Source organism: Streptomyces sp. NPDC057249 (assembly GCF_042669245.1).
In the GTDB taxonomy this organism is placed as follows: domain Bacteria; phylum Actinomycetota; class Actinomycetes; order Streptomycetales; family Streptomycetaceae; genus Streptomyces.
In genome coordinates, this window is record NZ_JBHUXS010000022.1 from 41649 (window position 1) to 53893 (window position 12245).

Genomic DNA, 12245 nt, shown 5'->3' on the forward strand with positions numbered 1-12245 from the left:
GTCTGTCTGCCTCTGTTGCTTTTCAGTACGGCATGGCACGATCTGGTCGACGCCACATGTTACTGACGGTTAATCAGTTAGTTGGGACTGCTCGAACAGTTGGGAACTGCTCGGAGGGGGAGCTCGTGTACCGACGCCACTGTGCCGCCGCCGCGATGACTCTGGTCTGCGCGCTGGCGGTCCTCGCCTCGCCGGTCCAGGCATTCGCCGCACCGACACCGCCCGGTCCCGCCGACCGGGGCGGCAAGAGCCTGGAAGAGGTGCGCGCGGAGATCGACGGGCTGTACCTCCAGGCGGGCGCCGCCACGGACGCGTACAACCTCGCCGAGGAGAAGGCGAAGAAGCAGTCCGGCGAGCTGGTCGAGCTGGCGCAGTCGATAGTCGAGGGCCAGGCGAAGATCGCCGCCCTCAAGAACCGGGCCGGCGCCCAGGCCCGCGAGGAGTACCGCAACGCCGGGCTCCCGCCGGGCGCACGCCTCATGCTCAGCGGCGACCCCCAGCTCTTCCTCGACGGCATCAGCCGCACGCGCCAGGGCCAGCAGGCCACGAAGGGGCTCCTGGAGCAGCTGAAGAGGACCCAGCAGGACCTGGAGACGTACACCAAGGACGCCAGCATCAACTGGACCAAGCTGGAAGCCGACCGGGTCAAGCAGGCCAAGGCCAAGAAGAAGATCAACGCGAAGATAGCGGCGGCGAAGAAGCTGGAGTCGCAGCTGGAGAAGGAGGAGCGGGCCCGGCTCCTCCAGCTCGAACGGGAGGCGGCGCTCCAGGCGCAGAGCGCGTGGCTCGACTCCGGCGCGCTCAAGGAGATCAACCGGGACGCGAGCCCGCTCGGCAAGAAGGCGGTGGCCTTCGCGACCGCGCAGATCGGCAAGCCGTACGTGTGGGGCGCGGAGGGACCCAAGTCGTACGACTGCTCCGGGCTGACGTCCCAGGCGTGGGCGGCGGCGGGCCGCCCCATCCCGCGCACCTCGCAGGAGCAGTGGCGGCTGCTGCCGCACATCGCGATCAAGGACATGCGCCCCGGCGACCTGATCATCTACCACGCCGACGCGACCCACGTCGGCATGTACGTGGGCAACGGCCAGATCGTCCACGCCCCTCGCCCCGGCCGCGACGTGACCCTGGCGGGCGCGGGCACCATGCAGATACTCGGCGTGGTCCGCCCCGACGCCTAGTCGTCGGGGCGGACGGCGGGCCGGGCCGGGTCGGGTCGGGTCGGGTCGGGCCCGCGGGTCCCCGTCCGTGATCCCCGGGCGGACATGGGGCCGGCTCCTCGGCGGATGCGCGCCGTCGGCCCCGCGTGAGGCGGGCCACTGCGCGGGCCCGGGCCGGCGTGACCTTTGTCATGCCGGAATCGGCCGCCCCGGTGCGGCCCACCGTGCCTGATCCGTGGCGGGACGCGGCTTATGGCGGCGCATATGCCGGGAGCGGTGGGCGGGTCGGCATTCCGTTCCCGTGCTCCGTACCGCTATGGTCCCCGTCTGGCGGATCGTCGATCGTCGTTCCGCCGCGCCCTCGGGGGGAGGGAAGGAAACCCGAACCGATGCCCGTACCCGTACCGCAGCCGTGCTCCGCACCCGCTGCGGAGAACAGCTCCGGCGCCGGCCTCACCCTCCTCGTGATCGAGGACGACCCGGCGAGCACCTTCACCGCCCAGGAGCTCTCCGCCGCGGCCGGTGCCCGGGTCCGTATCCGTGCCGCCCGGAACCTCACCGAGGCGGGCCGGCTCCTCACCGACGACGTGGACTGCATCCTGCTGGACCTGGCCCTGCCGGCCGGTGCCGAGGCGCGGGGCGACGGGGAGGGCGAGGCGGACGGGCTCGCCACGCTCAAGCACGTGCTGCGGATCGCGCCCCGGCACGCCGTGCTCGCCCTCACCGCGGAGGACAGCGCCGAGCTGGCCGCCGAGGCGGTCCGGGTGGGCGCACAGGACCACCTCTTCCGGGGCGAGCTGGACAGCAGGCTGCTGAGCCGGGCCATCCGCTATGCCGTCGAGCGCAAACGGGCCGACGTCGCACAGCACCAGCTCACCGAGTCCCGGCTGCGCGCCCAGGAGAACGCCCGGCTGGAACGCGGACTGCTCCCCACCCCGCTCCTCGACGGCTCCGACCTGCGCTTCGCGGCGCGCTACCGCCCCGGCCGCAGCCGCGCGCTGCTCGGCGGGGACTTCTACGACACGGTCCGCACCCCGGACGGCACGGTGCACGCGATGATCGGCGACGTCTGCGGCCACGGCCCGGACGAGGCCGCGCTCGGCGTGGAACTGCGCATAGCGTGGCGTGCGTTGACGCTGGCGGGGCTGTGCGGCGACGCGTTGCTGTCCACACTCCAGGAGGTCCTGGAGCACGAGCGGGAGAGCGAGGAGATCTTCGCGACGCTCTGCACGGTGGACATCGCCCCGGACGGCCGCCGCGCGGGCCTCTGCCTGGCCGGGCACCCCGCGCCGCTGATCGCCCGGCCCCGACGGCCGGCGCACCTGCTCCCGTACGAGGACGGCGGGCCGGCCCTGGGTCTGCTGCCGCGGGCGCGGTGGCCGCGCCGCCAGGTGGAGCTGGGCGGCGCGTGGAGCCTGATGATGTACACGGACGGCCTGATCGAGGGCCGCGTCGGTGACGGCACGCAGCGCCTCGGCCAGGACGGCATGGTGGCGATGGTCAACCGGCAGCTCTCCGAGGGGCTGACCGGCGAGGACCTGCTCGAAGCGGCGGTCGCCCAGGTGCGGGAGCTGAACGGCGGCGAGCTCACGGACGACGTCGCGGTCCTGCTGCTCGACCGCGACCAGGACACCGCCCGGCACCGGGCTCCGGGCGGCGCGCGGAGCGTGAACATCCCGCGTCCGCGCCCGGCCTCACCGGCGAGGGTTCAGCGCCCGCCGTTGTAGGGGCCGTACGGGCCGTCGCTGCTGGAGCCGCCGCGTCGGCGGCCACCGCCGGTGACGGCCTTGAGGGCGGGCCGGACGTCCACGAAGAAGACGATGGTGGCGATCAGCCCGGCGAGCTGGAGGAAGAGCCACGGAACCCAGAGGTTCACCGCCACCGCGACGCCGAGGATGATCAGCCAGAACGACTTCTTCTGCTTGTCCGCGGCGCGATAGGCGTCCTCGCGCACCATCAGGGCCATGACCAGAGCGACCACGGCAAGGACGAGCATGGCCGTGTAGATCAGCCCGAGGAACGAGTTGAAGCCTTCGAGCAACATGATGTGCACCGCCTAGTCAGTGGATAGCGCCTCGCGGCCAAGGTACCGGGACAACGACCGGGCCACTCGGAATGTGCCCACCCGCCGTCCCGGCACACCTGCCGGGCACCGGTGCTACTTGCCGGAGGGCGGGGTGGCCTTCTTCGCCGCGGGCTTCCGCGCCGGCGCCTTCTTCGCGGCGGCGGGCTTGGCGGCGGCGGGCTTCGGCTTCGCGGCGGCGGCCGGCTTCGCGGCGGGCGCGGCCTTCGGGGTGGGGGCCGGCTTCGACGCGGCGGCCGGCTCGGACTCCTTGCGCGGCTCCACGACGACGGCGATCTCCACGATCTCGTCGGCGGTCTCGCCCCGCCACGTCCGCACGGTGCGCTCGCCCCGCTCGGCGACCTTCTCGTACGTCTCCCGGGCCCGCACGGCGTACTCGGCGGCCACGCCCACCCCGCGCAGCGCCAGGTCCTGGGCGTTCTCGCCGAGCTTCTTCAGGTCGGTGTCGAAGGCGCCGATCACCTCGGTGACCTTGGCCTGCAGGACGGCCTGCGCCTCCCGGGCCTGCTCGGTGACCTTCTCCTGCACGGCCTTGGGGTCGGTGTTCCGTACCGCCTCGATCCGCTCCGGGGCCTCGGCCCGCAGCTGTTCGAGCAGCGCGGGCACCTTGCGGGCCTGGCGGACGGCGAGGTCGGCGGTGCCGGCGGCGAAGTAGAGGGGGGTCGGGTCGGTGAGGGTCTTGCGCAGGTCATCGGTGATGGCCATGACTGTGGTCCTCCCGGATCATCAGACTGGGGTGTGAGGGTGGTGGAGCTCAAGCTGTATCGGCAGCACTGCCGTCGGCATTGAAGGGAGCGTCTGCCCCGGGCTCGTCGTCCACACCGTTCTCCTTGCGGAAGGAGGCGTAGATCTGGAGCAGCACGCTCTTCTGGCGCTCGTTGATCGACGGATCGGCGAGGATCACCGCCCGCGTCTCCAGCTCGTCCTGCTGCCGCTCGTCCAGAATCCCGGCCCGTACGTACAGGGTCTCGGCGGAGATCCGCAGCGCCTTCGCGACCTGCTGCAACACCTCGGCGCTCGGCTTGCGCAGCCCGCGCTCGATCTGGCTGAGGTAGGGGTTGGAGACCCCGGCGGCGTCGGCGAGCTGCCGCAAGGAGAGCTGCGCGCTGCGGCGCTGCTCCCGCAGATACTCGCCGAGATTGCCGACGTTGAGTGAGGCCATGTCTCGATGGTGCCCCCACTTGCTAACTTTTGCAAGCACCCGCTTGCAAAAGTGTCCCCTCCCACACGGCGGCCCCCTGGCAGCACTCGCGATCCGGCCGGGCCGGGCACGCCGCGCCCCTCCTCAGCCGCCCGCCCCGAGGAACCCCGCCACCGCCGCGCCGAACGCCTCCGCGTCGTCCGCCCACGGATAGTGCCCCGCGCCCGGCTGCACGACGAGCGTGGCGTCCCGGAACAGCGCGCCGAACGCGGTCACCGCACTCGGCGGGCTGTTCAGGTCGTAGGCGCCGGCCAGCAGCAGGACGGGCGCGGTGAGGGAGGCCAGGGCCTCGCGGGTGGCCGGCGGGTCGAACGCGCCCTCGGCGCCGAAGAGGGCGACGGACTCCGGGTTGCCGGGGCGGCCGAGCGCCTGCAGGCGGCGGGCCGCGTCGTCCCAGCGGCCGTGGAAGAACGGTTCGACGGCCGCCCAGTCCGTGCCGTTCCCGCGGGTGATCGCCTCCAGCGCCGGATAGGCCGCCGGGAACCACGGTTCGCCGCTCCTCAGCCGCGCGAGCGCCCGCCGTTCGTCCCCGGTGATGTCGATGCCGACGGCCCGCGTGCTCGGGGCGATCAGGGCCAGCCTGCCGATCCGGTCCGGGTGGCGGGCCGCGTACCGGACGACGATGTTCGCCCCGGCGGAGTGGCCGAGCAGGTCGACGCGGGCGAGCCCGAGGTGGCGGCGCAGCGCCTCCACGTCTTCGGCCAGGCGGTCGCAGCGGTACGTGGAGACGTCCTCCGGGACCGCCGAGCCGCCGTTGCCCCGCAGGTCGGGGACGATCAGGCGGCGGTGGGCCGGCAGACCGCCGAGGTCGCCCAGATAGCGGGAGTCGGCCGGGCCGCCCGGCACGCAGACGACCGGGTCGCCGGGGCCGTCCCCGTACGCGCGATAGGCGAGCAGGGTGCCGTCGGGCGCGGTGAAGGTGTCAGGGGTCATGGGAGCAGAGTGACAGCTACAGCCTGGTTATACAACCAGGTTGTAGGATCAGGGGGCAGGTATATAACTGGGTCGTGCCAGGGGAACAGAGACTCACCGAAGCGCAGGCCGCGCGCATGCTCGCCGAAATGAACGAAGTCATCCGCGCGGGCGAGGAGGCGCGTCGGCTGCGCACCGAGATGATCAAGGTGCTCACCGACCTCGGGTGGACCCAGGAGCGCATCGCCCGCCTCACCGACATGAGCCAGCCCGCCGTGTCCAAACAGGTGATCAAGCACCGCGACGCCGGACCGCCCCGGCCCCTCGGCCTCGCGCTCGGGCAGGACGACCCGCCGTGGCTGGAGGGGCGGCTGTGGGGCGTGGCCGAGGACATCGCGGAGACCTACGGCGCCGCCGCGCACTGCCGCCCCGCCGTCGAGGCCCTCGCGCGCGGCCGGCAGCGGTTCACGCCCGACCACGTCGACGCGCTGCGCCGGCTCGTGGAGGAAGACCTGCGGCGGTACGGGGACGGACTCGCCGCGCACCGGGCCGCGTACGACGAGATCAGCCGCGCGCTCGACGTGCCGTCACGGGCCGCCGGCACCCCGCCCGGCTCCGCGTCCGTACGCCGTGCGCTCGCCCACCGCCTCCAACTCGACCGGTTCCGGGGTGGCGACGACCCGCCCCCCGGCCCGTAGGCTCGTCGGCATGGCCTCGTTCCTGCCGCTCCTCGTCTGCGCCGGCGTCCTCGCGGCGGTCATGGGCTCGCTGGGCCGGCTGGCCGTCCACGTCAGGCGGCGCGGGCTCGCCGGATCGGCGATGCGGGCCGGGCTGGCGTCCTGTGACGAGGCGTTCCGGGCGACCGCCCATGAGTCGTACTACGAGATCCGGGCGCAGGCGGACCGGAAGGCGCCGATGGCCTCGCCCGACGACGCGTGGCACCCCTTGCCCGCCCTGCCGCCGGCGCCCCGCACCCGAGGGCCCCGGAGCCCCGGGAAGGCGTTCCTCCACTGGTGGCGCCGGGGCTGACCCGGGTCAGAACACGTCCGGGCACCACGCCCGCCGGGCCGCCCGGAACACCCCGTCCGCCCTCGCCGCCGCGCCCGGGACCAGCTCCTCCACCCGGCCCAGCGCCGCCAGCCGCAGCACCGATTCGTCACCGAGCCAGAGCGTGCCCAGCTCCCGTACGTCCATCGCCAGGTCCGCCGAGCGCGTCGTCGGCGCGCAGGTGGCACCGTCCGGCGCGGCGTCCAGGTGGAAGCGGCCGGCCGCGAGGCCCGCCGCGTCCCGGATCTCCAGGACCAGCGACCCGGGCACCGCGTAGGTGCGGGTCTCCAGGGCGCGTACCACGTCCAGGAGGCGCACCCACAGGAAGTCCGCCTGCGTCACCACACGCGCCGCGCGCGGGTCCGGCAGCAGCAGCGGCAGCAGGTCGTCGGCCGGGCGGAGTCCGGTACGGATGGTGGAGATCCAGTCCACCGAGCACAGGAAGTGCCACAGCGCCCGCTCCGCAGCCGGGGTCACCGCGATCATGTCGCGCACCTTCGCACCGTTCAGCGGCTGCTTGGCATCGCTCCAGGTCGCGTCGGCGCGGTAGATCATCATGCCGTCGACCGTGCCGTCCGCGCCCCGGTAGACGGCGTAGAAGGGCTCCGTCCACTCATCGACCGGGAAGAGCTGCCGCCCCGTGACCAGATTCCACCAGCGGGCGTCGCGGCTCACCGCGCCGTGCTGCCGGGCCCGCAGCCGGTCGTGCAGCGCGGGGCCCAGCTTCAGGGCCTCCGCGCCGTCCACCAGATCGATCCGGCCACCGTCCCCGGGCTCCGGCACCCGGCGGTGCGGGTCGAGGCCCGCGCGGTGGACGTCGACCTCCCACACGGTGCTCCAGGCCGCCGGGCCGAAGCCGTACCTGCCGTAGATCGGGTACTCGGCGGCGATCAGCGTCGCCGCCACGTCACCGCGCTCCTTCGCCTCCGCCAGGTCGTCGGCCATCAGCCGCGTCAGGATGCCGCGCCGCCGGTGGGTCGGCGAGACGGTGACGTTGGTGACCGCGTCGGTCGGCACGGTGGCGCCGCCGACCACCGTCAGCTCCTGCGCGAACGAGCGGAACGTCGCCACGCACCGCCCCGCGTCGAACGCCCCCCGCGTACGCGTGAGGTCCGTGTACTCCCGGCGCCCCGCCACCTCCTCGTCCGTCGGCGTGGGCGGCCTCAGGAAGCCGGTGTTCAGGGCACGGAGCCAGTCGGGGAACTCGGACGGGGTGACAGGGCGTATCTCCGGGGCGTTCATGCGCCCCACGCTAGGCAGCGCGCCACGGGATGTCGCCCCGTTTTGGCGCCCGTTCGGGGAAGCACGAGGGCTCAGAACGCCGCCCGGATCTCCCCCACCTCGGCCCCGCCGCCCAGCAGCGGCGCTCGCCCGATCCGCCCGACCACCGGCGCGTCGATCCCCAGCAGCCCCAGCGCGCGGGCCAGGACCGGGCCCAGCGCCCGGGTCGAACCGTCGTCGATCTTGAAGGCCAGCGCCCTGCCGTCCGCCAGGGCCACCGCCTGCACGGCCTCCGCGCCCATCTTCGACAGCGTGCCGGGCACCTCGCGCATCAGCCAGGTGTCGGGGCGCCGGGTGCCCGCCACGTACTCCGGGTGCGCCCGCATCGCGTCCGCCACCCGGCGCTCCGCCGTACCCGGCTCCGCCAGGACGAAGGCGCGGAACGCGCGCGCCAGGCCCACCAGCGAGACCGCCATCAGCGGCGCCCCGCAGCCGTCCGTGCCGACGGCGGCGACCTCTTCGCCCGCCGCCTCCTCCACGACCCGGTGCACCAGCCGCTGGAGGGGGTGCGCGGGGTCCAGGTAGCCGGCCGTGTCCCAGCCGTTGAGCGCGCAGGCGGCGAGCATCGCCGCGTGCTTGCCGGAGCAGTTCATCGTGATGCGCTCACGGACGTGGCCGGCGGCCAGGTACGTCTCGGCCTCCACCGCGTCCAGCGGCAGGTCGGGCGGGGTCCGGAGGTCCTCGGGCGCCAGCCCGTGCTCGGCGAGCATCTTGCGTACGAGATCGAGGTGGAAGCCCTCGCCGGAATGGCTCGCGGCGGCCAGCGCCAGCCGCTCACCCGACAGGTCGAGCCCGGCCCGCAGCACCGCCGCCGCCTGCATCGGCTTGTTCGAGGAGCGCGGGAAGACCGGCGCCCCCGGATCGCCCAGGGACAGTTCCACGCTGCCGTCGGCGGCCAGCACGACCAGCGAACCCCGGTGGTGGCCCTCGGTGAAACCGGACCGCACGACCTCCGCCAGTACGGGCAGGCCGGGGGCCGGGTCGGATATGGCGGGGGTGGTGCGGGCTGCGCTGGAGGTCATGGTGGCCTTCCGGGGACGGACGGGACCCGCCCGTCCCCGGAGGGGTCGCCTCAGGCGAGCAGGTCGTCTACTTGTGCTTCCCCGTCACGGTACCTGCGGGCGATCTCCGCGCCGCAACCGTCCGCCGTGCGCTGGAGCCGGTGCCGGCGGCGGGAAACCTGCTGTTCGTAGCGGACCAGCCGCCCCATCGCGGTGTGCAGCTCTTCGTCCGTCCGGGCGTCCAGGTCGGACAGCTCGACCTCGGCCAGCGTCTCGGCGGCGAGCTTGCGGTACTCGTCGCTGCGCGGTGTGGACAGCGTGACGTGCCGGGCGGACGAGCGCTGCGGGGACGGGGCGTCGGCGAGGATCTCCGACAGCCGGTCCACCACCGGCGACTCCGGGTCCCGGCGCCTGGCCAGCTCGGCCTTCAGGATGTCGATCCGCCCCTGCACGAGCCTCCGCACATAGCTGAGGTCGGCCTCGTCGCGCTGGGCGTCGCGGCGCAGGGCGCGCAGCTCCGGCAGGCGCAGGGCGGTCAGATCGGACCGGGCCACCCCCTCGCCGGTGTCGTCGCCCTGCCCGGTCCGCTGTACGGGCGGGCGCATGGTGCTGATGTTCGTACCGCTGCCCGTGCTGCTGCTGACACCGGGGCGCGCGACCGGCACTGCGCCCGGGGACTGCCCGGTTCCATGGGTGCTCATGCTTGTGTCCATCCCCTCGACCCGGTGCGTCGGCGCACCGCCTCCCGAGCATCGTGCCACCCCGAGGGGCCTTCTGAGGTTGCTCTGTACCCGTTCGGCCCAAGATAGGTTGGTCTGTATGCGTGCAGTGGTACAGAGGGTGGATGGTGCGAGCGTCACGGTGGCGGACGCCGCGGACGGCGACGGCGGTTCCCGCGTCGTCGGGGAGATAACCGGCGAGGGCCTGTGTGTGCTGGTGGGGGTGACCCACGAGGACACCCCGGAGAAGGCGGCGCAGCTCGCCCGCAAGCTCTGGTCGGTCCGCATCCTGGAGGGCGAGAAGTCCTGCTCCGACGTGAATGCGCCGCTTCTGGTGATTTCGCAGTTCACTCTCTACGGGGACGCCCGGAAGGGCCGCCGCCCCACCTGGAACGCCGCCGCACCCGGCGAGGTCGCCGAGCCCCTGGTGGACGAGGTGGTGGCGCGGCTGCGGGCGCTGGGGGCGACGGTGGAGACGGGCCGGTTCGGGGCGGACATGCGCGTCTCGCTCACCAACCACGGCCCGTTCACCGTCATCGTCGAGGTCTGAACCCCGAAGGCCGCTACGGCTCGACGACCGTCTCCTGGGCCGCCGCCGTGTCGCCGGCCAGCAGCTGTGCGTCGACCGCCACGTTCCGCTTCACCAGGGCGAGGGCGATCGGGCCCAGCTCGTGGTGGCGGGCGGACGTGGTGACGAAGCCCAGCTGGCGGCCGTCCGGCCCGTCCGACGCGAGCCGGACCGGGGTGCCGGGGCCCGGCAGGTGGACCTCGCTGCCGTCCAGGTGCAGGAAGACCAGGCGGCGCGGCGGCTTGCCCAGGTTGTGCACCCGGGCGACGGTCTCCTGACCCCGGTAGCAGCCCTTCTGGAGGTGGACGGCGACGCCGATCAGGCCCAGCTCGTGCGGGATGGTGCGGTGGTCGGTCTCGAAGCCGAGCCTCGGCCGGTGCGCCTCCACGCGCAGCGCCTCGTACGCGAGCACCCCGGCGAGCGGGCCGTGCTCCGCCGCGTACGCCTCCAGCTCGGCACGCGGCAGGAACAGGTCGCGGCCGTGCGGTGTCTCGCGTACGACGGCCCCGTCCGGGACCTCGGCGATCGAGCCGGCCGGGAGGTACACCACCGCGAAGTCGTCGGTGCGGTCGGCGACCTCCACCCGGTAGAAGAACTTCATCGACTCCAGGTACGCGACGAGGTCGCCCCGCGTACCCGGTTCGACGTGCATCCACACCGTCTCGCCGTCGTCCACGAGGTACAGGGCGTGTTCGATGTGGCCGTTCGCGCTGAGGATGAGCGCTTCGGTGGCCCGGCCCGGGGCGAGTTCGGTGACGTGCTGCGTGATCAGGAGGTGCAGCCAGGCCAGCCGGTCGCTCCCGGTGACGGCGACGACGCCGCGGTGCGAGAGGTCGACCAGGCCCGAACCGTCGGCGAGGGCGCGCTGCTCGCGGAACAGGTCGCCGTAGTGCGCGGCGACGCCTTCGTCGCGGCCCTCGGCGGGGACGGCGCCGGGCAGGGACAGCAGGGGGCTCTTCATGCGACCAGCGTACGACTGGTTTTCGGGCCCCGGCCGCCCGGCGTCTCAGGCCCCGGCCGCCGGTGCCGGGTCCACGGCCTCCGGACCGTCCTGCGCCGCCTTCGCCGTGCAGTCGGCACAGCGGCCGAAGATCGCGAAGTGCTTCATGTCCGTCTCGAACCCGAAGGCGTCGCGCAGCTTCTCGGTGAACTCCGCGACGACGCTCACATCGGCCTCGATCACGTCCGCGCAGTCCCGGCACACCAGGTGGATGTGGTGGTGCCGGTCGGCCAGGTGGTACGTCGGAGCGCCGTGCCCGAGGTGGGCGTGGCTGACCAGCTCCAGCTCCTCCAGGAGCTCCAGCGTCCGGTAGACCGTCGAGATGTTCACGCCCGAGGCGGTCCGGCGCACCTCGGAGAGGATGTCGTCGGGCGTCGCGTGTTCGAGCGTGTCGACGGCCTCCAGGACCAGCTGGCGCTGCGGGGTCAGCCGGTAACCGCGCTTGCGGAGATCGGTCTTCCAGTCGGTGCTCACCACAGCCCCCAGTGTAGGTCCGGGCGGACGGCCACTCGGCGGAAACGGGCGGCTACTTGAAGAAGGCGATCCCGTCGTCCGGCAGGTCACCGAGGCTCTTGGCCATCGCCTCGACCTCCTCGGGCGTGACGGTCTTCTTCAGGTGCGCCGACATGTACGGGCGCAGCTCGACCTCGGGCGTCGCCTTCTCGCCGACCCACATCAGGTCGCTGTTCACATAGCCGTAGAGCCGCTTGCCACCGCTGTACGGGCCGGAGGCCGCGGTACGGGCCACCGCGTCGGTGACCAGGTCGATCTGCGGCTTCTTGTCGGCCAGCTCGCCGTACCAGATCTCGATGACGCCCTGGTCGCGGGCCATGACGACCTCGACCTTGCGGTCCTTGTCGATGCGCCAGTAGCCGGTCTCGGTCTCCAGCGGGCGGATCTTGTTGCCGTCGGCGTCCAGGACCCAGGAGTGCGAGGTGTACTCCAGGAAGTCACGGCCGTCGTGGCGGAAGGTGACCTCCTGGCCGAAGTTGCACTTCTCGGCGCCCGGGAAGTCGGAGACTCCCGCGCCCACCCAGTTGCCCAGGAGGAAGGCCAGCGGGACGAGGTCCGGGTGGAGGTCGGACGGGATCTCGATCATGAGCGGCTCAGTCGATCTGTGAGGCGGGAGGCGGGAAGGCCGGGAACGGGGAGGTGGTCAGCGCTGACCCTGGTACAGCTTCTTCACGGTCACCGCGGCGAAGGCGAGAACGCCGACGCAGACCAGGACCAGCAGGGCGGAGAAGAATGCCTCAAGCACGGGGGGCTCCTCGAACGA

General features: G+C 73.0%; 15 protein-coding genes. 5 read left to right on the forward strand and 10 right to left on the reverse strand.

Going from position 1 to position 12245, the window contains the following annotated elements; all coding sequences use genetic code 11:
* Positions 1-125 precede the first annotated feature (125 nt).
* Together ACFUJY_RS30635 and ACFUJY_RS30640 are read left to right on the forward strand one after the other, a co-directional pair.
* Positions 126-1178 carry a C40 family peptidase gene (locus ACFUJY_RS30635; protein WP_383305649.1) on the forward strand — a complete coding sequence of 351 codons (1053 nt, stop codon included), beginning with the start codon at positions 126-128 and terminating at the stop codon, positions 1176-1178.
* Between the two features lie 368 nt (positions 1179-1546).
* A complete protein-coding gene (locus ACFUJY_RS30640) occupies positions 1547-2884 on the forward strand; it encodes a PP2C family protein-serine/threonine phosphatase (RefSeq protein WP_383305650.1) in 1338 nt (445 codons plus the stop codon).
* Here ACFUJY_RS30640 and ACFUJY_RS30645 read toward each other — a convergent pair.
* The 4 genes from ACFUJY_RS30645 to ACFUJY_RS30660 all read right to left on the reverse strand — a co-directional run bounded on the left by ACFUJY_RS30645 (position 2866) and on the right by ACFUJY_RS30660 (position 5374).
* Positions 2866-3201: a DUF2516 family protein gene (locus ACFUJY_RS30645; protein ID WP_383305651.1), complete on the reverse strand. Its 336-nt coding sequence runs from the start codon at positions 3199-3201 to the stop codon at positions 2866-2868. The two genes, ACFUJY_RS30640 and ACFUJY_RS30645, sit on opposite strands and share 19 nt — an antisense overlap.
* A 114-nt stretch (positions 3202-3315) precedes the next feature.
* On the reverse strand, positions 3316-3945 hold the full coding sequence (locus tag ACFUJY_RS30650; RefSeq protein WP_383305652.1) for a hypothetical protein: 630 nt from the start codon (positions 3943-3945) through the stop codon (positions 3316-3318).
* 49 nt (positions 3946-3994) lie between these two features.
* Positions 3995-4402: a helix-turn-helix domain-containing protein gene (locus ACFUJY_RS30655; protein WP_383305653.1), complete on the reverse strand. Its 408-nt coding sequence runs from the start codon at positions 4400-4402 to the stop codon at positions 3995-3997.
* A 123-nt stretch (positions 4403-4525) separates the two neighbouring features.
* Complete coding sequence (locus ACFUJY_RS30660; protein ID WP_383305654.1) at positions 4526-5374, reverse strand: alpha/beta fold hydrolase; 849 nt, start codon at positions 5372-5374, stop codon at positions 4526-4528.
* A 128-nt stretch (positions 5375-5502) separates the two neighbouring features.
* On the opposite strand from ACFUJY_RS30660, the gene ACFUJY_RS30665 reads away from it, so the two are divergent.
* Together ACFUJY_RS30665 and ACFUJY_RS30670 are read left to right on the forward strand one after the other, a co-directional pair.
* Positions 5503-6051 carry a sigma-70 family RNA polymerase sigma factor gene (locus ACFUJY_RS30665; protein ID WP_383305655.1) on the forward strand — a complete coding sequence of 183 codons (549 nt, stop codon included), beginning with the start codon at positions 5503-5505 and terminating at the stop codon, positions 6049-6051.
* Positions 6052-6061: 10 nt separating this feature from the next.
* Entirely contained in the window at positions 6062-6382 is a 321-nt protein-coding gene (locus tag ACFUJY_RS30670; RefSeq protein ID WP_383305656.1) for a hypothetical protein, read from the forward strand.
* Between the two features lie 6 nt (positions 6383-6388).
* Here ACFUJY_RS30670 and ACFUJY_RS30675 read toward each other — a convergent pair whose 3' ends face one another.
* From ACFUJY_RS30675 to ACFUJY_RS30685, 3 genes are all read right to left on the reverse strand, one after another.
* Positions 6389-7642 (reverse strand): GNAT family N-acetyltransferase, encoded by a 1254-nt coding sequence (locus ACFUJY_RS30675; RefSeq protein ID WP_383305657.1) that lies wholly within the window; start codon positions 7640-7642, stop codon positions 6389-6391.
* Between the two features lie 71 nt (positions 7643-7713).
* Positions 7714-8703 (reverse strand): asparaginase, encoded by a 990-nt coding sequence (locus ACFUJY_RS30680; RefSeq protein WP_383305658.1) that lies wholly within the window; start codon positions 8701-8703, stop codon positions 7714-7716.
* A 50-nt stretch (positions 8704-8753) separates the two neighbouring features.
* The gene (locus ACFUJY_RS30685) at positions 8754-9383 is read right to left on the reverse strand and encodes an ABC transporter substrate-binding protein (RefSeq protein WP_383305659.1); all 630 of its coding nucleotides are present in this window, start codon (positions 9381-9383) and stop codon (positions 8754-8756) included.
* 118 nt (positions 9384-9501) lie between these two features.
* Between ACFUJY_RS30685 and dtd the strand changes: the two genes are divergently transcribed.
* A complete protein-coding gene (dtd, locus tag ACFUJY_RS30690) occupies positions 9502-9951 on the forward strand; it encodes a D-aminoacyl-tRNA deacylase (RefSeq protein WP_073964780.1) in 450 nt (149 codons plus the stop codon).
* Positions 9952-9964: 13 nt separating this feature from the next.
* Here the strand turns inward: dtd and ACFUJY_RS30695 are convergent, their stop codons facing one another.
* The 3 genes from ACFUJY_RS30695 to ACFUJY_RS30705 are packed head-to-tail and all read right to left on the reverse strand — an operon-like array spanning position 9965 to position 12068.
* The gene (locus ACFUJY_RS30695; RefSeq protein WP_383305660.1) at positions 9965-10930 is read right to left on the reverse strand and encodes a YgfZ/GcvT domain-containing protein; all 966 of its coding nucleotides are present in this window, start codon (positions 10928-10930) and stop codon (positions 9965-9967) included.
* 45 nt (positions 10931-10975) lie between these two features.
* Positions 10976-11446: a Fur family transcriptional regulator gene (locus ACFUJY_RS30700; protein WP_383305661.1), complete on the reverse strand. Its 471-nt coding sequence runs from the start codon at positions 11444-11446 to the stop codon at positions 10976-10978.
* Between the two features lie 49 nt (positions 11447-11495).
* Positions 11496-12068, reverse strand: coding sequence for an FABP family protein (locus ACFUJY_RS30705; protein WP_383305662.1), 573 nt, complete (start codon positions 12066-12068; stop codon positions 11496-11498).
* Positions 12069-12245 lie beyond the last annotated feature (177 nt).